A 21,369-nucleotide genomic window follows, 5' to 3' on the forward strand; every position below is an offset into this window, starting at 1 on the left:
ATATCGGTGCCCCCCCACTAAGAGGGAGTTTTTGAATAGTTACCACTCCTATAACGGTTCCAGGAGGAGCACTATTCGTTGTAGCATATATTTCATTCCACACATTTACTGCAGATAGACGGTTTACTGGAATTGTTAAGCTTAATCCCTGCGACAAAAAGTCAAAAGAGGAGTTGTAATAATCTACTGTTATTACAATCGCAGGAGAAGGAGCGCTGCTAGCTTTTGAAATAGATATAACAAATTCAAAATTCTCTCCCGGGTTAACCAGAAAGCTCTGAGCTAAGATTCCAATCGATGAAGTTACCAAGTTAACACTATAAATCCCTGAATGGCTGAAATTAGAAGTAACTACGGCATTAAATCCTGTCCAAGGCGGCAGAGAACCGGTTTCAAACCCTCCATTTATTATTCGATTCTCAATGGTCAATCAAGTTTCACCACCCTTTCTCAAAAATTGAGATAATAATATCCCTCAAACAAAATATGAAATATCTATGTATACCGTTTGGATAAAACTCTATTTCTTTGAATTTTTATAACGCCAATCACTATAAATGATAAATTTTATAATTTATCATTAGAATCTTTTAAACAAAAACCCCCTTTAAGCTTTATGAAAACTTAAAGGGGACTCTTCATTTTACAATCAATCAAAGATTACAGCATTTAGCGCTCTTGTATTAACATTGGCTGCCAAAAGGTTAGTCCCTGTTACATTAATTCTAACCTCATAAGTTTGTGTTCCTGCCCCTGGTGTATCAACCCATGTAAGGTTAGGAATATCACCATATACACGAACCGAACCTGCCGATTTTTCATCCTGAGAATCAACAGACACTTGTGCGATAGCGACGTCATTTCTATACAATGTAAAAATTATACTGTATTCAAAAGTAGTAGCTGGCCCTATGATAATATCAACTTCAGCCATAGAATCGAGTTTTATATTCTGTCCAGCTGAAGAGGTAACAGTTGTCGTTAGAATTGGTGTTTCGCTGCCAACTGTGAGTGAAACAGGGTCAGTTGACTGCGCCGGTGTTCCCAACAGACTTCCCGGACCCGTCGGACCTGTCGCTCCTGTTGGACCTGTCGCTCCCGTCGGACCTGTTACTCCTGTTGGACCTGTGGCTCCTGTTGGACCTGTTACTCCTGTTGGACCTGTGGCTCCTGTTGGACCTGTTGGACCCGTTGCGCCTGTTGGACCTGTGGCTCCTGTTGGACCCGTTGCTCCCGTTGCTCCCGTTGGACCTGTGGCTCCTGTCGGACCTGTCACTCCCGTTGGACCTGTGGCTCCTGTTGCTCCGGTGGCTCCTGTCGGACCCGTCGCTCCTGTCGAACCTGTCGCTCCCGTCGGACCTGTTGATCCAGTTGCGCCTGTTGCTCCCGTTGGACCCGTCACTCCCGTTGGACCCGTCGCTCCTGTGGCTCCCGTTGGACCTGTTGATCCCGTGGCTCCGGTCGGGCCTGTTGATCCCGTTGCGCCTGTTGATCCCGTCGGACCCGTCACTCCCGTTGGACCCGTCGCTCCCGTCGGTCCTGTCGCTCCCGTTGGACCTGTTGATCCCGTCGGTCCGGTCGCTCCGGTTGCTCCGGTCGGGCCTGTTGATCCCGTCGGGCCTGTTGCGCCTGTCGGGCCTGTTGATCCGGTCGGACCTGTTGATCCGGTCGGACCTGTTGATCCGGTCGCTCCCGTCGGGCCTGTTGATCCCGTTGGGCCTGTCGCTCCGGTTGCCCCGGTTGGGCCTGTTGGTCCTGTTGGGCCGGTGGCTCCCGTCGGACCTGTCGCTCCGGTTGGACCTCCTCCACCCTCAACACTCAATAGAGCAACATCATCCACAAGCACACTTGCAGTTCCCGCCTGCGGAATGTTGTTGATCAAAATGAATGCCTGGGTGGTGCCGGGGGGAGCCGGTGAAGTTGTTTGATAGACTTCAAGCCATGTCCCATTTTCGGCTGCCGGTATTCTGCTTGACGGCACAGTGGCAAACAGCCCGTATCCGAGAAAATTAAATTGACTGTCAAAATAAGTAACTTGTATCGTTACAGAAGGTGCCGGGAGAAATCCCGCTCTCGCAAGAGAAACAAGAAATTCGCTTCCTTCCCCAGCCCTGGCCGGAACAAATTGAGCAATATATGATGTGGCTGTTCCGCCCAAAAATCTCGCAGAGAAAAATCCCGAGTGCGAAAACTGGCTTGAAACAGATGCGTTTACGCCTACCCAAGGCGAGAAAGCACCTGTCTCAAAACCACCGTTCATCACCGCGTTTTGAATGGACATTTTTCCACCCCCAATTCTTTTCATTTTCTGGCTGCAATGATCTTTAAAAGATATTGAAGCTCTATATCCTATGATCTCTCTTTTTTTGCAGACACGTTATATAACACGGCTAAGATTGAAAAACCGTCATTTCAGCAACCGGCCTGGATTGCCCACAGCCGTTTTGCCTGCGGGAACATCTTTTGTTATGACGGCGCCCGCTCCGATGACCGCATGCTCCCCGATGACGACCGCCGGCAGCAATGTTGCGTTGTTTCCGATTTTCGCTCCTCTTTTAATAGTTGGACCTTGATACGGGTAGTTTCCCATTCCCATATATTTATCATTTGATGTGGAACAGCAAGGACCGATAAACACTTCATCTTCGATCGTCATATCAGCGGTGATATAACAGCCCGTTTGAATCGTCACTCTCTTTCCAATTTTAGTATTGTTTTCAACCATCGCGTTGCGTCCTATAATGCTTTCTCTTCCGATCGCAACATTTTCGCGAATGCTCGCCATGTCTCCCACAAAAACGCCTTTTTCCAACAGCACGTCCCGGTATATAACAGCACTCGCACCGACTACGGCATCATCTTCTATCCGCAAAGGCGCTCCCGCCTGCTTCGGCTGGCGTGCCATTTTTTTATTTGAAGAAGCCGCTTTGCCAAGGACGGCCAAATCGCCGATTTTCACCCCGCTGCCGATCTGAGTATCCTTTTTAATAATGGCATGATGACCGATTGTTACGTTGTCCCCGATGACCACATTTTCTTCAATGACAGCCTGCTCTCCCAATACTACGTTCTTTCCGATCTTTACGGTTTCATGAATCATTGATACATCCTCCATTTCTCATTTACACCTGCTGTAGCATATTCAATGCGGACGTGATGAGAAACGGCTGCATAAAAAAACACGGCCGCCGTCAGGCGCACCGTGCTACTTTTCTCTTCTTGCAAAATCGACAAAACGGAATTTATCCAAGCGGTGTCTGCTTTCCGTATATTGAAACAAGGTTGTATCATCAAGGAAAACAAAATTCTTCACAACCACAATGTGTTCGTATCCGTTCAAATCCAAATATTCTTGATCCTCAGCCGTACATGGCTCGACCACAATTTCCTTATGGGCATAGCTGATGACGAGCCCGCATTCACCTTCAAGGTATTGGTAGATCGAGTCCTCGCATATTTCTTTCGTCAAGAGCGGCACATGCTTGCGGATAAAATAGTCTTTATCCAGGATGATGCGCTCTCCGTTAATATTCCGCGATCTGACGACCCGCCATACCTCTTCATCTCCAGAAGTGCGAAGCTGCTTTTGAATATATGCATCCGGATGCGTCAAGCCGAACTCGTGGACCGTCGTGCTTGTCTCTTTGCCAAGCGTTTCTGAAAGTTCCTTAAAGCTGACCAAACCGGAAACCGGGAACTGCATTTTCTCCCTGTGCAGCACGACTGACCCTTTTCCTTTGATCTTTTGAATATATCCGTTCTGGGCAAGCACATTCAGCGCTTTCCGAACCGTTTCCCTCGAGGTGTCGTGCTGTTCGGCAAGGTCGTTTTCAGACGGCAGGATATCTCCGGCATTCAGTATGCTTTGATCGATTTGTTCTGCAATTTGTTTGTAAATCATCATATACTTGTTGATCTTCATTTTTTTACCACCACGCTTAGTTTAGCATGGTTTGGCGAGATGATAAACAATCGATTGATACGGTTTCACTTTAAAGCGTGTAAATGACTCGGGAAGATCGGTGTCATTGGAAATGAGAACCTTGGCATCATAGCCGTCAATATCAATATCATCAGGGAGCTGAAACTCGGTCTCTTTCCCGTAAAAATTATTGATCACCAGCAGTTTTTCATCCGCTCCGTTTCTCAAATACGCATAAAGTGCTTGATCGTCTTCCAGAATCAGCTGATAATCTCCGGTTGTGATGATATCGAATTCCTTGCGGAGCTTATTCAGCTTTTTATAATGGTAGAAAATCGAGTCAGGATCGCTGAGCGCTTTTTCTGCGTTGATTTCTTTGTAGTTGGCAGGCACCGAAATCCACGGTGTCCCCGTCGTAAACCCGGCATTTTTTTCTCCGTTCCACTGCACCGGCGTCCTTGAATTATCACGGGACTTCGCTTTCAGGATTTCGATGATTTCGGCTTCCGGCTTTCCTGCTTCTTTCAGCAGACGGTACATATTGAGAGATTCGACATCCCGATAAAGAGAGATGTCATCGAATTTCGGGTTGGTCATCCCGAGCTCTTCTCCCTGGTAAATGTATGGCGTTCCCTGAAGCATATGAATTGCGGTTGCCAGCATTTTCGCAGATTTTATGCGGTATTTTCCGTCGTCTCCGTAGCGTGAGACGATCCGCGGCTGGTCGTGGTTGCACCAGAACAATGCGTTCCACCCGCCTCCTTTATGCATTTCAGTCTGCCATTCAGAAAGAATCTTCTTCAGCTTTAGAAAATCAAAATCCGCCAGCGCCCATTTTTCCCCGTTTGGATAGTCGGCCTTTAAATGGTGAAAGTTAAACACCATATCGAGCTCCCGGCTTTCAGGGTTTGTATACCGGATGCAATCTGCGATTGTCGTCGATGACATTTCCCCGACCGTCATGCTGTCGTATTTTGAAAAGACCTCCCTGTTCATTTCATTCAAAAACTCGTGAACCCTCGGCCCGTCCGTATAAAATCTGCGCCCGTCCCCCTCGTCATCATCAGGGAAACGCTGGTCTTTTGAGATGACATTGATGACATCAAGTCTGAAGCCGTCGATTCCTTTTTCAAACCAGAAATGCATCATCTCGTACACTTTTTTTCTGACTTCATCGTTCTCCCAATTCAAATCCGCCTGTGTCACATCATAGAGATGGAGATAATACTGTCCGGTCTCTTCATGAAACTCCCACGCCGAACCGCCGAACTTCGATTCCCAGTTTGTCGGCGGGGCACCGTCCGGCTTCATGTCCTTCCAAATATAAAAGTCGCGATACGGATTTTCTTTTCCGGACGCTGCTTCTTTAAACCATTTGTGCTCTGTTGATGTATGGTTGACGACAAGATCCATGATCACCTTTATGCCGCGTTTGTGAGCCTCTTCTAGAAGCTCTTCAAAGTCGGCCATTGTTCCATATTCTTCATGAATGTTGTAATAGTCGCTGATGTCATAGCCGTTGTCATTTTGCGGCGATTGATAAATCGGCGTCAGCCAAATGACATCACAGGCGAGCTCCTTGATGTAGTCGAGCTTTTCGATGATGCCGCGAATGTCGCCGACACCGTTACCTGTTGTATCTTTAAAGCTTTTCGGATAAATCTGATAGACGACTGCTTTTTTCCACCATGGATTTTCTTTCGTTTCCATTTTCAACACCACCGTTTTCTTCTTTATGAAATGGGAAAAGGGCTGACAAATATGCGCGCCCCTCTCCCTCTCTTATTTCATTTTTAATTTTGCATAGAGGTATGTTCCGGCGAACGGCGCGATCAGCACAATCGCCATCCCGATTGCAAACGCTCCCCAGTATTGGCTCATGATAGAGAAAATTCCGGGTACACCGCCGACGCCGACAGAGCTTGCCAAAACCCCTTGCGAGGAAATGAACATTCCGGCAATCCCCGAGCTGATCATCGCGATCACGAACGGAAATCTGTATCTGAGATTCACCCCGAACAGCGCCGGTTCGGTAATTCCAAGATAAGCTGAAATGCCGGATGTCAAGGACAGACCTTTCTGCTTCTCATCTTTGACAATAAACATCATCGCAAGCGCGGCTGAACCTTGTGCGATATTGGACAGCGCCAGCATCGGCCATAAAAATGTTCCGCCGAGCTTTGATCCGATCAGTTGAAGGTCAACGGCAAGGAATGTATGATGCATTCCGGTAATGACGAGAGCGGCGTAAAGTCCGCCGTATAACAGTCCGCCCAGTACGGCAAATTGTTCAAAGACAGCAATAAGGCCTGATGTTAAGACATTTCCGATGGCAAATGTAACCGGTCCAATGACAATAAATGAAGCAAAACCTGTGACAAGCAGCGTAATCGGCGCCACAACAAGGAGCTGAATGCTCTCAGGCGTCCGCTTTGTCAAAAAGCGCTCAATTTTTGCAAGCAAATAAGATGCGAGCAAAATGGGAAGCACCTGCCCCTGATAGCCGACCTTCTGCACTTCCAGACCGAATAAATTCCAGACAGGAATCTCTCCGCTTTGCTCGGCAGCCCCGTATCCCCAAGCGTTTAACAAATCAGGATGCACAAGCATGACGCCCAGCACGATGCCGAGCAGCGGATTTCCGCCAAACCGCTTGACGGCCGACCAGCCGATTAATGCCGGGAGAAATGCGAAAGCCGTTCCCGCAATCAAGTTAATCATATTGGCGAGATCCGCCCATTCAGGATAGACTTCAACGATCGATTTTCCGCTGAAGAAAATGTCTTGAGCCGTCAGGATATTGTTGATTCCCATCAACAGTCCGGCGGTGACAATCGCCGGCAATATTGGAATAAAAATATCTGCAAGCGTTTTCACAGCACGCTGTAAAGGATTCATATTTTTCTCTGAGGCTTTCTTGACGTCATCTTTTGACGATTCGCCGATTCCTGTGGCCTTCACCAGCTCCGCGTATACATTGTTGACCGTTCCTTGGCCGATCACCACTTGGAATTGGCCGTTCGTTGAAAACGATCCTTTGACAACATCTATTTGCTCCAACACCTCTTGATTGACTTTGCTTTCATCGAGCAGTGCAAATCGCAGACGCGTCACACAATGGGTTACCGCTGCAATGTTGTCCGCACCGCCGACAGCATCGACAATCCGTCGCGCTGATTGATTTAAATCAGTCATTCCAATCCCTCCTTCTCCTCTTATAACTTGTATATACATGTTATACCTATATTGTATTCTTGTATATACAAGTAGTCAACATATTTTTATAGCGCTTTCAAAAATAAAAAAAGCCCGGCCGTTCCCTTCATAAAACGAAGGACAGCAAGGCTTCCTCCGATTTATACGCCGGGAACAACCGGCTGAGATCATAAATTGTTCACTTTTTCATCACGTTCATCAGCGCAGTCCTGCTGACCGATGTCTTTCAAATAATACTTTTCTGATGTAAAAAACTCATCATATAAAGACCTTACTTTTTTGCTCAAGAGCAGCACCGCCAAAATATTCGGAATAAGAATGAAAACGAGCGCAAGATCAAGGAATCCCCATATTGCCTTTGCTCCTCCGGCAGCTCCGATGATGACGGCGCCCAGATAGACGAATTTAATCATATGCCCCGCGAGCCGTCCGAACAGAAATTCAGCTTGTTTTACTCCGTAAAAAATGACCACTGTGATCGTTGATAAGACAAAGAAAACGAGCGAGACGGAGACGAAGTATCCGCCCACAGGGCCGAAATAGCTGCGGAATGCGGCTGCCGCCAGTGCCCCTGGATTGCTCGCAGCATTTTCAGCGGTCCAAACGCCTGATGCGAGCACAACGAAGGCTGTGGTCGTGCATATCAGCAGCGTATCGACCACAATGCCGATCACCGCCCAGAATCCCTGTCTCACAGGGTGGTCGGTCATCGCCGCCGCATGCGCAATCGGCGCCGTCCCCATCCCGGCTTCGTTGGAATAAAGTCCACGTGCAAATCCCCAGCGAACGGTTTCAGCAACCGCCGCACCTGCAAAGCCGCCGAATGCCGAAGAGGATGTAAACGCATTCGAAAAGATGAGAGAGAAAAATGCGGGTACAGAAGAAAGGTTCATGACGACAATCAGGAAACCGGCCCCAATGTACGCCCCTGCCATAAGCGGAACCGCAAGCTCTGTCACTTTTCCAATCCGTTTAATCCCTCCGATCACCACTAAACCGATCAAAAAAGCAATCCCGATTCCGGTGTATAAACGATTGAATGAAAACGACTCAGCTAATGATGCGGAAACCGAATTTCCCTGCACCATGATGCTCGGAACGAGCTCGATCATCAGCGCGACCGAAAAAAAGACGCCGAGCCATTTCATAGAGAGTCCTTTTGTAATGTAATACATCGGCCCCCCGACATATTCGCCTTCTTCGTTTTTTTCTCTGTAGTGGACGGCGAGGACGCTTTCCGAAAACTTGATCGCCATGGCAAACAGAGCGACCAGCCACATCCAAAACACGGCTCCCGGACCGCCGAACATGATCGCCGCAGGCACACCGACGATATTGGCGGCGCCGACTGTTGAGCTGAGAGCCGATGTCAAAGCTTGCAACGGTGTAACTGTCCCTTCTCCTTTCGGCTTTTTGCCGACGCTTCCGATCGTCTGCTTAAAAATATAGAGAGGATAGCGAAATTGAAAAAATTTCAGCAGGATCGTTAAATAGACTCCCGTCCCTGTCAGCAGTATGATGAGCGGCGGCCCCCAAAGCCAATCTGATATGTATTCAACCCAGTTCAACAATCGTTCCATCCTATCACCCTTTTATTCGTTTATGGGTCAATACCACTATAGGACAGAAATAAACCTGCTCAGCGCTTTTTTATTTCCCGCTGAGCCTTCGGTACACTTTTTCTTTATAAAACGCTGAGGCTGGTTTGGAAAACATGCCTTTTTTGTCGGCGAGCCTGTCGAGCCTGAGCCGCGTTTCTGTTTTTCTCTCAATTAAACGATCGCGCTCGTCTTCATCCGCGCACTTTGCGATTAAGTCGTCAATTGTCATCAGCTCTTTCTTCAAAGCCCCTTCGTCCCCCGTCATTCCGGCGTTTTTCATCACCCGGTAAGCCATGCGGAGATGCTCTGGAACATGGGCGGCATCGTCTTTTTTCAAGGGTTTCCCCATTCCCGGAAGCCCTTCGAATTCGCCGTCCTTAATGGCCCGCTTAATCTTATCTTCAGAAACGATGCTCGAAAAATCCATGGTCTACATCCTCCCCTTTTGTTCATATACTAACAACAGTCTGCCATAAAGATGCGTTCCCGCCAATGCAAGACAAGCGTAAAATATTCCCAAATGTTTTTCAGAAAACTGTAAAACCCTGATTTACCAGGGGTTTTGCGCTTCTTTTCACAAGGTTGATTTCCGCTTTTCTAAATCGGTATTTCATGGTATATTTTATACATTCGTTTTTTTCTTTCGTTCCGATGGTTTTTTACTGATCCGGAAAAAAGGAGTGTAACAATTGAAAAGATTTATTAAGGAAAGAGGTCTTGCCTTCTTCCTGATAGCCGCCATATTGCTATGGCTGAAAACTTATGCTGCGTATGTAATTGAATTTAATTTAGGAATAACCAACACAGTACAACAGATTTTGCTTTTTGTGAATCCGATTAGCTCAAGCTTGTTCTTTCTTGGATTAGGACTCTTGTTCAAGAAAAAAATACAGCAGACAGCGATTATAGTGATTCATTTTTTAATGTCTTTTTTGCTATATGCAAACGTCGTATACTACAGATTTTTCAGCGACTTTATCACGCTGCCTACGATCATGCAGGCAAAAACAAACGGGGGGCAGCTCGGGGACAGCATCTTCTCGCTCATGCACCCGCTTGATGTTTTGTATTTCATCGATACCTTTATTTTAATCGGGCTGGCTGTTTTCTATAACAGACCTTCTGAAACAACAACGAAGCGCCCGTTTAAAATTGTGATGGGAACAAGCGTCCTTGTCTTCCTCGTCAACCTGGCCGTTGCCGAGATTGATCGTCCGGAGCTTCTGACCCGTTCTTTTGACCGCAACTACCTTGTGAAATATTTGGGAACCTACAACTTCACAATCTATGATGCGGTGCAGAATATCAAGTCAAACAGCCAGCGCGCACTGGCAAGCTCCAGCGACGTGACGGAAGTAGAGAACTATATTAAAGCCAATCATGATAAGCCGAATGCCGAATACTTCGGAAAAGCGAAAGGCATGAACGTGGTTTACATTTCACTGGAATCACTTCAGACGTTCGCGATCGACTATAAGATCGACGGCAAGGAAGTCACGCCGTTCTTAAATTCACTGGCGCATGACAATGAAACGTTTTATTTTGATAACTTTTTCCACCAAACAGGACAAGGTAAAACGTCTGACGCGGAATTTATGATGGACAACTCGCTGTATCCTTTATCACAAGGGTCAGTGTTCATTAATAAAGCGCAAAACACGCTGCAGTCGACTCCGGCCATTTTGAAGTCTCAAGGCTATACATCAGCGGCATTCCACGGCAACTACAAAACGTTCTGGAACCGCAATGAAATGTATAAAGCCATCGGTTATGACAAATTCTTTGACGCTACGTATTACGATATGAGCGAAGATAAAACGAAAAACTACGGATTGAAAGATAAACCGTTCTTTGAAGAATCAATGCCGCTGTTGAAAAGCCTGAAACAGCCGTTCTATACGAAGTTTATCACCCTTTCGAACCATTTTCCGTTCGAGATGGATGAAGGCGATACAGACTTCCCTGCCGGCGATACCGGCGACAGCGTCGTTGACCATTATTTCCAGTCGGCCAACTACATGGATCAGGCCATTGAACAATTTTTCAACGATCTGAAAAAATCCGGACTGTATGATAATACGATTGTCGTCATGTACGGAGACCACTACGGTATTTCGGAAAATCACAACAAAGCGATGGCCAAAGTATTGGGCAAAGACATCACACCATATGAAAATGCCCAATTGCAAAGGGTTCCGCTGTTCATCCACGCGCCTGGGGTCAAGGGAATCAAATCCAATAAATACGGCGGCGAAGTCGATGTAGCCCCTACCCTGCTTCATTTGATGGGCGTGAATACGAAAGATTACCTGATGAGCGGTTCAGACCTTCTGTCACCGGAACACCGTGAAGTTATTCCGTTCCGCAACGGCGATTTCGTTTCTCCGGAATATACGAAAACGAACGGTAACTACTACGACACGAAAACAGGAGAGCTTCTGAACGAAAAAGACATCGATCCGAACATCGATGAGTCCGTGAAAAAAGAACTCGAAATGTCGGATAAAATCGTCGACGGAGATTTGCTGCGCTTTTATAAACCGAAAGGCTTTAAAGCGATCAACCCGAGCGACTACGACTACACCAACCACAATCCGAAAACATCAGAATCTGATGCGGCGCAAACTACGAAATCAGATTCCGGACAATAAACAGACAGCACCCGCTTATTTATAAGCGGGTGCTTTTTTTTGTCTTGAAGCCGCTCTGTTCCTTTTTCGCAAGCAGATATGGTAAGCTTGAAATGGAATATAAAAAAAGAAAGCGGGAATGAATTGTGATTGTAACAAATGACCAAGAGCTGGAAGGGCTCAAGAAAATAGGCAGAATCGTCGCTTTAGCCAGGGAGGAAATGAAGGCAAAAGCAGCACCCGGCATGAGCACAAAAGAGCTGGACCTCATCGGTAAAGAAGTGCTTGAGGCTCATGGCGCCGCACCGGCTCCGGAAAAAGAATACGATTTCCCAGGAACGACGTGCATCAGTGTGAACGATGAAGTCGCCCACGGCATCCCAAGCGAATCCACGATTTTAAAAGAAGGGGATTTGATCAACATCGACATCTCCGCTGAATTTGGCGGCTACTATTCTGATACTGGCATTTCATTTGTACTCGGAAAAGGCGATGAAACGCTGCACAAGCTTTGCCAAAGCGCGGAAAGCGCATTTCAAAAGGGACTTTTGCAGGCGCGCGCCGGCAAGAAACAAAACCAAATCGGCAGAGCCGTATACAATGAAGCAAAAGCAAACGGATTTACCGTCATTAAAAACCTGACGGGACACGGGATTGGAAAGAACCTCCATGAAGCGCCCAACCATATCTTAAATTACTATGACCCGTTTGATAATGCGCTCTTTAAAAACGGAACCGTCATCGCCCTTGAGCCGTTTGTTTCCACAAAAGCCGAGCATACCATCGAAGCCGGAGACGGCTGGACATTCAAAACGCCTGACGGCAGCTTTGTGGCACAGATCGAGCATACGATCGTCATTACGAAAAACGAACCGATCATTTTAACACAGCTTGACTGATTACGTGAAAAAGCCCGGCTCATAGAAGTCCGGGCTTTTATGCTAAAATAAAAGACAAACTGTGCCGAAAGGAGCTTTACCGCATGCTGTTTGCCATCATCGGGCTGATCTTTTTCATCGAGAGCATCCTGTTAATCGTATATGCTCATAAAAAAAAGAACGGCTTCTTAAAATATATCGGAATCGTCCTCAGCATCTCAATCATTGTGATGATCGTCACCAGTTTGACACACAGCTGAAGCCTTCCTCAAACTTCCAAACTACGACGAAAGACTCAGTTTTTAAAAATTGCCGCCTATCCCTTTTCAGTGTTTTTCTATAGATGTTAGAATGCCAATTGCATCGAATTATAGAAGGGAGTTTTCTGCCATGCATTACGGAAGCAAAGGCTGGTATGTAGAAGAACTGAAAAAGCTGGGAATGACAAAGTATGAAGGAAGAAAGCTTCAAAGCTATAAAAAACACTTTTTGGCCAACCTGCTTGAAAGCGTCAAAAAATAAACATGTTAAAGCCGTGCTCCTTTTCGGACACGGCTTGTTTTTATGCGCTCAGCTCCTTTAAAAATGAGCTTCTCCAGCTTTCCGACAGCGCTTCAACCTCAAGGATCTTCCGAATGGCGGGGTGATTGCCCCTGTCATGGTACATCAAATGGTTGGCGTACGAAACTGTGGCTTCATGCGCATCTCTTGAAACGAGCTGCAGCCCGGAATCGGGCGCAACGATTCCTTCTTCGAGAACCCTGAAATAAAATCCGCTGAACCCGGTGTCCCTCACCTGTAACACCATATCTTTTTGATTCAGCCGTTTGGCAAGCTTGAAACAAGGCTGGCGCGGCTGGCTGACTTGAACAAGAGCCTCCCCCAGCTTGAAGATATCACCGATGCACACATCTTTTTCGGTGAGCCCTTTAACCGTCACGTTTTCTCCAAATGCCGCCTCCGGCAGCTTCCGCTTCAAGACACTTTCCCAATACATATAGTGGTCCGCCGGATAGACGCACACCGCTTTATCCACTCCTCCGTGGTGAATCAGATCCGCCTGCCCGTCCCCTTCAAAATTCGTACGGCTCAAATATACGGGTCCGCCGACAGGCTCCTTCACGATTGCCGTTTCCACCTGTTTTCCGTCGAATTCGTATGTGTGCGGACGGCCTACATGAATAGATAAAATTTCATACTCTTGATGCTCCAAAACCTCACGCCCTTCCTTTATTTTCATATTTTAACGATTTATCCGAAACATGTCTATCCCATGATCTCAAAATGAGAAATGTGGTAGCATAAAAGAAAAGGAGTGTTCTCGATGCTTCAATACAGAATCATTGTAGACGGACGCGTTCAGGGCGTGGGATTTCGCTATTTTGTTCAAATGGAAGCAGATAAGCACAAATTGACCGGCTGGGTCCGGAACCGCGACAACGGCACAGTTGAAATCCGCGCCGAAGGACCCGAGGAAAGCCTGAAGCCATTTTTAAAAGCGATTCAAAAAGGAAGTCCCTTCTCAAAAGTAACGGACGTGAATGTCGAAGAAACAAAAGAGATTGACGGATTCCACAAGTTTAATATCAGCTATTGAAAAATCCGCCGGAGATGGCGGATTTTTCAAACGAATCTTGACTAAATTCCTCTTTTATTTTAGTATTTAGTTAAATAGCTAAATACTTAATTCCAAGGATGCTGAATATGAACCAAACCTTTAAGGCTCTAGCTGACCCGACGAGAAGAAAAATTTTAAATCTGCTGAAGGATCGGGATATGACCGCCGGTGAAATATCTGACCAGTTTCAAATGTCTAAACCAAGTATATCTCAGCATTTAAAAATTTTAAAACAGGCTGAATTAATTCAAGATGAAAAAAAAGGCCAATACATCATTTACTCGCTGAACACCACAATATTTCAAGAAATCATCGGCTGGGCTTTCAGTTTTACTGAGCAAGCCGGCAAAGATAAAGGGGATGCCAAATGAGAAAACACATCTTTTCACTCGCTATAATCGCCATAAATCTAATCATGTGGGCCATCGCTTATCCGCACATTTCCGATCAAGTTCCAATTCATTGGTCATTTTCGGGAGAAGTCGACAGTTATGCTTCAAAAATGGAAGCAATGCTTATCATGACCGGGCTGCTCGTTTTTGTGTATGTGTTGATGTTCTTAACGCCAAAAATCGATCCGCGCAGAAAAAACTATCAGCTTTTTTCAAAGACTTATTACCTTCTCATCAATGCCATGCTGATTCTATTTTCCCTGATCAACGTGCTTGTAATCATGACAGGGCTCGGGTATGATCTGCCCGCTGGCAGCATTGTACCGGTTCTAGTAGGCGCTCTACTCATTGTCATAGGCAATTACCTCCCGAGAATCCGCTCAAACTTTTTTTTCGGGATCAAAAACCCTTGGACATTGAGCAGCGATTCAATCTGGAAAAAAACCCACAGATTTGCGGCGAAAGTATTTACTTTAGCAGGACTGCTGATCATTGCGGACGGATTGTTATCTATCAGCCCAGAAATCATGCTTCCGGTTATTTTAGCAACGGTTTTCGCGCCCTATATTTATTCTTATGTCTTGTATCGGAAAGAAATCAATATGAAAAGCTGACATGAGAATAAATGAAAAAGAAGGCTCCGAATTGGAGCCTTTATTTTATTCCCTTCCGCATCGCCTGCCAAAAAGAGGCCGATTCATGTCCCATCGAGTAGACGGAAACTCCTGCGATTTTATATCGCATGGCCAGGCGGCTTTTCGCCGCAATCGTTTTTTCATCTTCATACCAAACGACATGGCGGTGTTTGTGTTGATCTGTATAAGAAAATCTCATCGACCCCGATCTTTTATCATATACAGGCTTAGCCTTCACTTTTTTCTTAAGCGCCTTCACGTCGTTCCACTGCTTCAATTTGCTGTTCTTTCGGGATGTTAAATCCCAATCATTCCCGTATGAGGGGATGCCCATAATGACTTTTTCGGCTTTGATCGTTTTCACCGCATATGCTAATGAGCTTTTGACCCAGTTCATTCCGGCAACAGAGCCCGGCTCGCTCCAGATCCCGTGTTCATCGTAGGTCATGACTTGAACATAGTCAGCTGATTTTCCGATTTCCGCATAATCATACGGCCAGCTCCATCCATCTTTTCGGTCATCTGCACTCTTCGCCGGTACCGAAACCATCGTTTTGATCTTGTGTTTTTTCAAAGCGGCTGCGACATGACGGATGAAGCTTGAGTATTTAGCTCTCTCGTTCGGCTTTACAGCTTCAAAATCAATATTAATTCCGGTAAACGACTGCTTCTTCGCAAGCGTAATAAGCTGTTCTGTAAAGTGCTGACGCGCCGTTTTGCCGGACATGACCTTTGATGCCAGATTCCCGTCAAAATCGTGAATGGATTCGTTGTAGTTTGAAATGACCGCCCACGTCTTGAGGCGTTTCTTCTTTGCAAACGATATTTGTTTTTTCGGAGTGTCTCCGATGATATCTCCTTTTTGATTAAACGCGTAGGTGTCGAGAGCTGCGGCATTGATATAGTGATGGTATGCCGTCAGCGATTGATAGGAAGCTGCTTCCCCTGTTGTATAGCCGAGTACGATTTGGGCCGCTTTTGCTTCTGTTTCTGTATATGTAAGCATCGTTAAACATACAGCGAATACGCTGCATAGCAAGTAGATTTTTCTCATTGTCTATTCGTCCTCTCAATCGTTCGAATAAGGCTTTTCCTGATAAAAGTAATTCGGTTTAAGCGTTTTATGTTCATAATAGCTGTGAAAGATATGGGTCGCTGCCGGAGATAACGGCGGAATCAGCCATGTCCAGCTTGCTGAAAGCTCCCTTCCCGCTTCAGCTTCCTGCTCCTCGAACCGCTTGAATTGGCTTGCCGCGGTATGGTGGTCAACAATGCTGACGCCGGCATTTTTATAAGAGTGAAGCACCGCCGTATTTAATTCAACAAGCGCCTTGTCTTTCCACAGCGAAGTATTCCGTTCCGTATCAAGTCCCATAATGGCTGCCACTTTTTCGAGTACATTATAGCGGTCTGTATCCGCGAGGTTGCGCGCTCCGATTTCCGTTCCCATATACCAGCCGTTAAACGGGGCGGCATTATAATGAATTCCTCCGACCTCCAGCTTCATATCGGCTATAATCGGCACACCGTACCACTTCAGCCCCAAACTTTTGAAGCTCTCGATCTCCGGATGTTCAATCCTGACCTCTTTGACGATTTCACGAGGCAGCTCATACCACACAGGGGGATGGCCATCTATTTGAAAAACAAGCGGCAAAACGTCAAAAGGCGTACCTTCGCCTTTCCAGCCGAGCGCTTCACACGCTTTTGTCAGTTCCAATGATGCCGGATCGCCGATGACACCTTGCTCCGTTTCATACCCCGCATACCTGATCAGCTGATGGTTCCAAATGGACACTTTTTTTTGCCCGCTTTGTTCCGGGGGAAAAATCGTAATGAACGGTCTGATTTTCCCTCCGTTTGTCGCAAGCTCGATATGGTGAAAAAGCGCATCCCGCACCTCTGCCTCAGTTTGAACGCCTCTTTGATCGATGACAGTAAGAGAGTGCCAAAACAGCCGGCCGATGCAGCGGCTGCTGTTTCTCCACGCCATTTTCGCGCCATGTTCGATTTCTTCTAATGTATGTGTATAGCTTCCGGTTTCTCTGATTTCTTCGTCTATTTTATGTAAGCGCATCCTTGTTTCTTCTTCGGACTTCGACAGTTCCCCGTAGCAGAGCTCGATGAAGGTCTTGGCTTCCCTCCATAATTCTTCATATGATTCCAACCGGATTCTCTCCTTCCAGATTTCAGACTGATATTTATTGTATAGGTTTCAATCTCAGTTTAAAACCATTATGTATGAAAAGACAAAAAACTGCTAAAAAGCATCCGTCAAAGACAGATGCCTGATGATTATTCCTTAATGTTAAGCGTTTTGGTGTTCAGCATGAAGCGGTAAACCGGCAGCTGTTTGCCTGTTTGAGAAGGGATGTAACCCGTGCTTACATAACTGTCAACCGATTCCGGCTCAAGCGCAATCGACAGCAGATTGCTTTGCGGCTGTGCTGTAAAATAGATTTTTGTTCCTTTTGGAAACTCTTTTTTCTGTTTTTTAAGCTTCGTTTCCACCTTGATCACAGGCCGGCCCTCAGATTCTCCCGATGTTTCTTTCGATAAAACCTCATACGCTTCAGCGGTGAGCTTTTGTTTGAAAGGAAGTGTCACGCTTTTTAATCCCTGATCCTTCAGCTTCTGCTCAATATCTTGATGGCCCGGAAGGACAAGGTAAGCGGTCGGACGTGTTCTTGACAGCACAGGGACGGCTTCCGAAGCGCTGTAATATTGGACAGGAACGTCAACTGCTTGTCCTGAAGCGATATCAGCGACTTTCAGCGTTTCTTTATACGGCCCTGCAAACTCACTGTTGATGATCACTTGGTCTTTATCGCTCACTTTTGCACCATTTTTTATCAGCTTTAATTTTTCTTTGGCGACAAGGCGCTTGATCTCGGCTGCATGCTTCGCTGTCGTGTCGATGATTGTCTCATGAGTAGCAACCTGAGCCGCGACTCTTCTTTCAAAATTTTCGCGTCCGATGTCTATCCCCCTGCTTTCCACTAGGAAGGAAAGAGCAGGCTGGAGGCCGAATGCATTACGTCCGATTCTCGCTTCAGTACCTCCTTCATAGATTTCGATTTTTCCGTCCTTGCTTTTTCCTGTCGTATAATATGCATCATTAGAAAATCCTTTTTCATCAAGTTTAGCTCTGACGCCGTTCACATAAAGGCTGTCAGACGCATACCTGATCGATTCGGGAATGTTTAAGTTTTTTCCTGATAAAATTAAAATATCATGGTATTTTAATGACCCTTTTTCGCCTACGCTTTGAAATTCGTTTTGGCCGACACCGTATTCATGGGCATCAATAACGACTTCAGGCGAATATTGATTGAACTCCTGGTGAATGGCGCGGACTTCCGGAGATTCAAGCTTAACATGATCCCTGTTTCCGTCGATTCCGCTCGCCAGCCGTCTGTTAAACTGATACGAGCCGTCAGGATTGACCCGCGGAACGACGATGACATTGATCTTGTCCAACACTTTGTCGCCGTACGACCCGGCCAGTTTTTCAGCCATCGCCAGGACCGATTCTCCCGCTGCCGGCTCATTTCCGTGTATCTGTCCTTGCAGCCAGACGGTCGGTTTTTTTGATATGGAACGTATTTGCTTATCCTTTGTGAAATAAAGCACGGGAATATTTCTTTTTTCAATTGAAAAACCGATATTCCCGATTTTGACATTCGGGCTTTTCTTTGTCAGACTGGTTATAAACTTCATCATTTCTTCTTGTGTCGTAAAGGCTTCCCCTTCTTTCACAAAAGCAGGGGTCGAGAAAGTTTCTTCCGGCTCCGGATATAATGATGACACTTGCTCTGGCTGAGTATAGTTCTTTCCATAGTAAGGGGTTTCCGCAGCGTGAACCGCATCAGACACCATCAGTCCTGCAAACATTGCCGCAGCTGCCAGCAAAGCTTGGACCCTTTTTTGAATGTTCATCTTTTCTCAGCTCCTTTCAGGCATACCTGCATTATAAATGAAATATCAGCTTATTTTGTCTAAAATTTCAGAAAATGATTCCTTTGGTATACAACAACATCCGAAATATAGAACGATGGATGGCCATCATCACATGTAAATGGTTAGTTTTTCCCTATAAAAAAACATTCAGCCTGGCTGAATGTTTTAAGGGCAGCATATGGCATTTTACGAATCAGAAGCGGGAAGGCGGCCTGACAGATCAAGGAGCTCTTTGGAAAAATCGTTTCCTTTCATCGGTACACCGTGTCCCGTCAACAATGCAGCCGGTTTTAATTCTGACAGCTTCCGAACTGAGTCCGCCGCTTTTGTCCAGTCCATTGTGAAATAAGCCGGGGGTCCGTTCAGCTCCTGCTTTTGAATCGCCACTTCAAACAGAGATTCCTGCTCTACAGTTGTAACGGCGTCGCCTGCGATCAAGGTTCTGTCCGACTGCCGGAAAAGCGAAACATGACCCGGTGTATGTCCCGGCGTCTCAATCCATTTCCACCCTTTAAGAAACGGAAGCGAACCATCTTCAGAAAGCTGCTTTACATGGGACGAAAAGTTGATTGAGTGCCTCGGAAACAACGGAGACATCTTTGCAACCAGCCCGCTTTTTACTTGCGGTTTGGCAGGCGGATAATCGGCTTTTCCCGTTAAATAAGGCATTTCTTTTTCATGGGCGTAAACTGGAACCTGCCATGTTTCGAGAAGACCTTCCAAAGCGCCGACATGGTCGAAATGTCCGTGCGTCAAAACGATTGCTTTTAGGCTAAAATCGCCGAACCGCTCCTTTGCCTCTCTTAAAATAAATGGAGCGGACTTGGGCATTCCGGCATCGATTAAAACGGCTTCCCGCGAATCGGGATCGAAAATAAAATACACATTGACGATTTGCACCGTCAAACCGAATACGCCTTCGGCATACTCTTCCAGGACCCCGCTGTTGATGGATGTCAAAGGCATGTAAGGATCACTCATTATGTTCACCACACTCACTTATCATATATTTTATTACTTTGCACATTTGACTTGAGGATATGCATGGATAAGCACCTTTGAAAAAATGAAGGAGGGACAAACCAATGGGAGATGGTCAATGGTTTACTGTAACAGAGCTTGATGAATCCACATATGCGATCAGCGAATGCGGGCATTGGGAAAATGTGCACTCTTACTTGCTGATTGGGGCGAAGGAAGCCGTTTTAATTGATACAGGTCTTGGTATCGGCAGCATGAAGACGGTAACGGATAGTCTGACCGATCTGCCGGTCAGCGTCATCACAACCCATGTCCATTGGGATCACATCGGAAGCCACGGTGAATATCAGCGCATTTACGTTCATGAAGCCGAGAAAGACTGGCTGACGGATGGAATCAAAGGGCTTCCGATCGAGCACATTCGCCGCGATGTCTCTCGAGATATCACCAAACCTGTACCGGCCGGCTTTTCCGCTGAAACATACACCCCGTTCAGAGGTGAACCGTCGGGAACGCTGCAAGACGGCGACACAGTCGGCTGCGATTCAAGGCCGCTCGTTATTTATCATACGCCCGGACACTCCCCGGGGCATATCTGTATCTTTGATCCGGCGTCAGGCTACTTGTTTACCGGCGACCTGCTGTATACCGGAGCCCCCATCTATGCATTCTACCCGACGACTGATCCGGTCCAATTGATTCAGTCGCTTGAAAAAATCTCGGCTATCGGGCGCGTGAAAAAGGTTTTCGGCGGGCATCATCAGCTCGGTCTTGCTCCTGACATTTTGCAGGAAGCCGGGCATGCGGCCCAGCATTTGAAGATGCATGGTCTGGCAAAGCATGGCACAGGCATGCACCGATTTAAGAGCCTGAGCTTTCAGTTTTAACTAAAAAAGATGATTGCCCAGCCGGGAATCATCTTTCGCGCTTTCCTCAAAAATGCAGACCTTTCCTGCGGTAACCTGATCCTTTAGCTCCGAACATGAAAGACGTCAGGCAGAAACCGATTACACCGCCGGCCGTATTTAAAATTAAATCATCCACATTAAAGGTTCTCGCCATTATGAATCCAGTCACAGATAGCACAAGCTGGAGACTCTCAATCAAAAAGCTTGTCAAAAAAACAAAAACCGCCGCTTTTTTCAGCGGAATTTTCCTCCATAGAACGGAAAGATACACACCTAAAGGAATGAGCAATAAAACATTAAAAAATGTAAGCTTGACAGAATTCCAAAAAAACCAATCAAACCCGCTCTGCTGATGCATTTGCACCCATTCAGCAACAAAATAAAACGGAATGAGCTGAATGTTCATTTGAGCGTATGCCGGCTGCGGCGGAATGTTGATTCCGCCTATCGTATAGTGATAAACGACGCTCAAATAAACAATAAAACTGGCAAACACCATTTTTCTAAAAAAACTTGTTTTTTTTCGGTTTTTCACAATGTCGTACAAAAAGTAGACGATTGCGCACATGAAACCGAGCAGCATTAAATCAACTGACCAAAACATTAAAATTCACACCTTTATTTTTAG

21 protein-coding genes and 1 pseudogene are annotated in these 21,369 nt (G+C 46.2%); 8 read left to right on the plus strand and 14 right to left on the minus strand.

Going from position 1 to position 21,369, the window contains the following annotated elements:
* Positions 1 to 34 precede the first annotated feature (34 nt).
* The 8 genes and pseudogenes from M1E06_RS17490 to M1E06_RS17525 form a co-directional block, all read right to left on the minus strand.
* Positions 35 to 430: pseudogene (locus M1E06_RS17490) on the minus strand (NTTRR-F1 domain); the annotation flags it as partial.
* A gap of 219 nt (positions 431 to 649) precedes the next feature.
* Positions 650 to 2,281 carry an NTTRR-F1 domain gene (locus M1E06_RS17495; protein ID WP_216904485.1) on the minus strand — a complete coding sequence of 544 codons (1,632 nt, stop codon included), beginning with the start codon at positions 2,279 to 2,281 and terminating at the stop codon, positions 650 to 652.
* Between the two features lie 126 nt (positions 2,282 to 2,407).
* Positions 2,408 to 3,100: an N-acetyltransferase gene (locus M1E06_RS17500; protein ID WP_023855753.1), complete on the minus strand. Its 693-nt coding sequence runs from the start codon at positions 3,098 to 3,100 to the stop codon at positions 2,408 to 2,410.
* 105 nt (positions 3,101 to 3,205) lie between these two features.
* Positions 3,206 to 3,922: a trehalose operon repressor gene (treR, locus tag M1E06_RS17505; protein ID WP_020450546.1), complete on the minus strand. Its 717-nt coding sequence runs from the start codon at positions 3,920 to 3,922 to the stop codon at positions 3,206 to 3,208.
* 21 nt (positions 3,923 to 3,943) lie between these two features.
* Positions 3,944 to 5,632: an alpha,alpha-phosphotrehalase gene (gene treC, locus M1E06_RS17510; protein WP_020450545.1), complete on the minus strand. Its 1,689-nt coding sequence runs from the start codon at positions 5,630 to 5,632 to the stop codon at positions 3,944 to 3,946.
* 72 nt (positions 5,633 to 5,704) lie between these two features.
* On the minus strand, positions 5,705 to 7,117 hold the full coding sequence (gene treP, locus M1E06_RS17515) for a PTS system trehalose-specific EIIBC component (RefSeq protein ID WP_020450544.1): 1,413 nt from the start codon (positions 7,115 to 7,117) through the stop codon (positions 5,705 to 5,707).
* Between the two features lie 188 nt (positions 7,118 to 7,305).
* On the minus strand, positions 7,306 to 8,718 hold the full coding sequence (locus M1E06_RS17520) for an alanine/glycine:cation symporter family protein (RefSeq protein ID WP_020450543.1): 1,413 nt from the start codon (positions 8,716 to 8,718) through the stop codon (positions 7,306 to 7,308).
* 70 nt (positions 8,719 to 8,788) lie between these two features.
* Positions 8,789 to 9,166, minus strand: a complete 378-nt coding sequence (locus tag M1E06_RS17525; RefSeq protein ID WP_020450542.1) for a DnaJ family domain-containing protein — start codon at positions 9,164 to 9,166, stop codon at positions 8,789 to 8,791.
* Positions 9,167 to 9,428: 262 nt separating this feature from the next.
* Here M1E06_RS17525 and M1E06_RS17530 point away from each other — a divergent pair, with 262 nt between their 5' ends.
* From M1E06_RS17530 to M1E06_RS17545, 4 genes are all read left to right on the plus strand, one after another.
* Positions 9,429 to 11,390: an LTA synthase family protein gene (locus M1E06_RS17530; RefSeq protein ID WP_035336953.1), complete on the plus strand. Its 1,962-nt coding sequence runs from the start codon at positions 9,429 to 9,431 to the stop codon at positions 11,388 to 11,390.
* Positions 11,391 to 11,515: 125 nt separating this feature from the next.
* Positions 11,516 to 12,268, plus strand: coding sequence for a type I methionyl aminopeptidase (gene map / locus M1E06_RS17535; protein ID WP_035336955.1), 753 nt, complete (start codon positions 11,516 to 11,518; stop codon positions 12,266 to 12,268).
* 83 nt (positions 12,269 to 12,351) lie between these two features.
* Positions 12,352 to 12,507 (plus strand): hypothetical protein, encoded by a 156-nt coding sequence (locus tag M1E06_RS17540; protein ID WP_165389274.1) that lies wholly within the window; start codon positions 12,352 to 12,354, stop codon positions 12,505 to 12,507.
* A gap of 130 nt (positions 12,508 to 12,637) precedes the next feature.
* A complete protein-coding gene (locus tag M1E06_RS17545; protein ID WP_003179731.1) occupies positions 12,638 to 12,769 on the plus strand; it encodes a DUF2639 domain-containing protein in 132 nt (43 codons plus the stop codon).
* Between the two features lie 40 nt (positions 12,770 to 12,809).
* Here the strand turns inward: M1E06_RS17545 and M1E06_RS17550 are convergent, their stop codons facing one another.
* The gene (locus M1E06_RS17550) at positions 12,810 to 13,460 is read right to left on the minus strand and encodes an MOSC domain-containing protein (protein WP_035336959.1); all 651 of its coding nucleotides are present in this window, start codon (positions 13,458 to 13,460) and stop codon (positions 12,810 to 12,812) included.
* A gap of 111 nt (positions 13,461 to 13,571) precedes the next feature.
* Between M1E06_RS17550 and M1E06_RS17555 the strand changes: the two genes are divergently transcribed.
* From M1E06_RS17555 to M1E06_RS17565, 3 genes are all read left to right on the plus strand, one after another.
* Entirely contained in the window at positions 13,572 to 13,844 is a 273-nt protein-coding gene (locus M1E06_RS17555) for an acylphosphatase (protein ID WP_020450537.1), read from the plus strand.
* Positions 13,845 to 13,951: 107 nt separating this feature from the next.
* Positions 13,952 to 14,236, plus strand: a complete 285-nt coding sequence (locus tag M1E06_RS17560; RefSeq protein WP_020450536.1) for an autorepressor SdpR family transcription factor — start codon at positions 13,952 to 13,954, stop codon at positions 14,234 to 14,236.
* Entirely contained in the window at positions 14,233 to 14,871 is a 639-nt protein-coding gene (locus tag M1E06_RS17565; RefSeq protein ID WP_020450535.1) for an SdpI family protein, read from the plus strand. Before M1E06_RS17560 ends, M1E06_RS17565 begins: the two co-directional genes overlap by 4 nt.
* A gap of 40 nt (positions 14,872 to 14,911) precedes the next feature.
* Here M1E06_RS17565 and M1E06_RS17570 read toward each other — a convergent pair whose 3' ends face one another.
* The 4 genes from M1E06_RS17570 to M1E06_RS17585 form a co-directional block, all read right to left on the minus strand.
* Positions 14,912 to 15,946 carry a glycosyl hydrolase family 18 protein gene (locus M1E06_RS17570; protein ID WP_048350544.1) on the minus strand — a complete coding sequence of 345 codons (1,035 nt, stop codon included), beginning with the start codon at positions 15,944 to 15,946 and terminating at the stop codon, positions 14,912 to 14,914.
* 15 nt (positions 15,947 to 15,961) lie between these two features.
* Positions 15,962 to 17,059: a nitric oxide synthase oxygenase gene (locus M1E06_RS17575; protein ID WP_035336963.1), complete on the minus strand. Its 1,098-nt coding sequence runs from the start codon at positions 17,057 to 17,059 to the stop codon at positions 15,962 to 15,964.
* Between the two features lie 128 nt (positions 17,060 to 17,187).
* The gene (locus tag M1E06_RS17580) at positions 17,188 to 18,831 is read right to left on the minus strand and encodes a M14 family metallopeptidase (RefSeq protein ID WP_035336966.1); all 1,644 of its coding nucleotides are present in this window, start codon (positions 18,829 to 18,831) and stop codon (positions 17,188 to 17,190) included.
* A 207-nt stretch (positions 18,832 to 19,038) separates the two neighbouring features.
* Positions 19,039 to 19,833, minus strand: a complete 795-nt coding sequence (locus M1E06_RS17585; protein WP_023855763.1) for an MBL fold metallo-hydrolase — start codon at positions 19,831 to 19,833, stop codon at positions 19,039 to 19,041.
* A 104-nt stretch (positions 19,834 to 19,937) separates the two neighbouring features.
* On the opposite strand from M1E06_RS17585, the gene M1E06_RS17590 reads away from it, so the two are divergent.
* Entirely contained in the window at positions 19,938 to 20,720 is a 783-nt protein-coding gene (locus M1E06_RS17590; protein WP_048350543.1) for an MBL fold metallo-hydrolase, read from the plus strand.
* 46 nt (positions 20,721 to 20,766) lie between these two features.
* Here the strand turns inward: M1E06_RS17590 and M1E06_RS17595 are convergent, their stop codons facing one another.
* On the minus strand, positions 20,767 to 21,345 hold the full coding sequence (locus M1E06_RS17595) for a VanZ family protein (RefSeq protein WP_020450529.1): 579 nt from the start codon (positions 21,343 to 21,345) through the stop codon (positions 20,767 to 20,769).
* Positions 21,346 to 21,369: the final 24 nt, after the last annotated feature.

This window comes from Bacillus sp. AK124 (assembly GCF_053903085.1).

Excerpts from the sequence above, each read along its gene's own strand:
- M1E06_RS17495 (WP_216904485.1), bottom strand. The coding sequence starts at position 2,281 with ATGTCCATTCAAAACGCGGTGATGAACGGTGGTTTTGAGACAGGTGCT.
- M1E06_RS17500 (WP_023855753.1), bottom strand. The coding sequence starts at position 3,100 with ATGATTCATGAAACCGTAAAGATCGGAAAGAACGTAGTATTGGGAGAG.
- treR (WP_020450546.1), bottom strand. The coding sequence starts at position 3,922 with ATGAAGATCAACAAGTATATGATGATTTACAAACAAATTGCAGAACAA.
- treC (WP_020450545.1), bottom strand. The coding sequence starts at position 5,632 with ATGGAAACGAAAGAAAATCCATGGTGGAAAAAAGCAGTCGTCTATCAG.
- treP (WP_020450544.1), bottom strand. The coding sequence starts at position 7,117 with ATGACTGATTTAAATCAATCAGCGCGACGGATTGTCGATGCTGTCGGC.
- M1E06_RS17520 (WP_020450543.1), bottom strand. The coding sequence starts at position 8,718 with ATGGAACGATTGTTGAACTGGGTTGAATACATATCAGATTGGCTTTGG.
- M1E06_RS17525 (WP_020450542.1), bottom strand. The coding sequence starts at position 9,166 with ATGGATTTTTCGAGCATCGTTTCTGAAGATAAGATTAAGCGGGCCATT.
- M1E06_RS17540 (WP_165389274.1), top strand. The coding sequence starts at position 12,352 with ATGCTGTTTGCCATCATCGGGCTGATCTTTTTCATCGAGAGCATCCTG.
- M1E06_RS17545 (WP_003179731.1), top strand. The coding sequence starts at position 12,638 with ATGCATTACGGAAGCAAAGGCTGGTATGTAGAAGAACTGAAAAAGCTG.
- M1E06_RS17555 (WP_020450537.1), top strand. The coding sequence starts at position 13,572 with ATGCTTCAATACAGAATCATTGTAGACGGACGCGTTCAGGGCGTGGGA.
- M1E06_RS17560 (WP_020450536.1), top strand. The coding sequence starts at position 13,952 with ATGAACCAAACCTTTAAGGCTCTAGCTGACCCGACGAGAAGAAAAATT.
- M1E06_RS17565 (WP_020450535.1), top strand. The coding sequence starts at position 14,233 with ATGAGAAAACACATCTTTTCACTCGCTATAATCGCCATAAATCTAATC.
- M1E06_RS17570 (WP_048350544.1), bottom strand. The coding sequence starts at position 15,946 with ATGAGAAAAATCTACTTGCTATGCAGCGTATTCGCTGTATGTTTAACG.
- M1E06_RS17580 (WP_035336966.1), bottom strand. The coding sequence starts at position 18,831 with ATGAACATTCAAAAAAGGGTCCAAGCTTTGCTGGCAGCTGCGGCAATG.
- M1E06_RS17585 (WP_023855763.1), bottom strand. The coding sequence starts at position 19,833 with ATGAGTGATCCTTACATGCCTTTGACATCCATCAACAGCGGGGTCCTG.
- M1E06_RS17590 (WP_048350543.1), top strand. The coding sequence starts at position 19,938 with ATGGGAGATGGTCAATGGTTTACTGTAACAGAGCTTGATGAATCCACA.
- M1E06_RS17595 (WP_020450529.1), bottom strand. The coding sequence starts at position 21,345 with ATGTTTTGGTCAGTTGATTTAATGCTGCTCGGTTTCATGTGCGCAATC.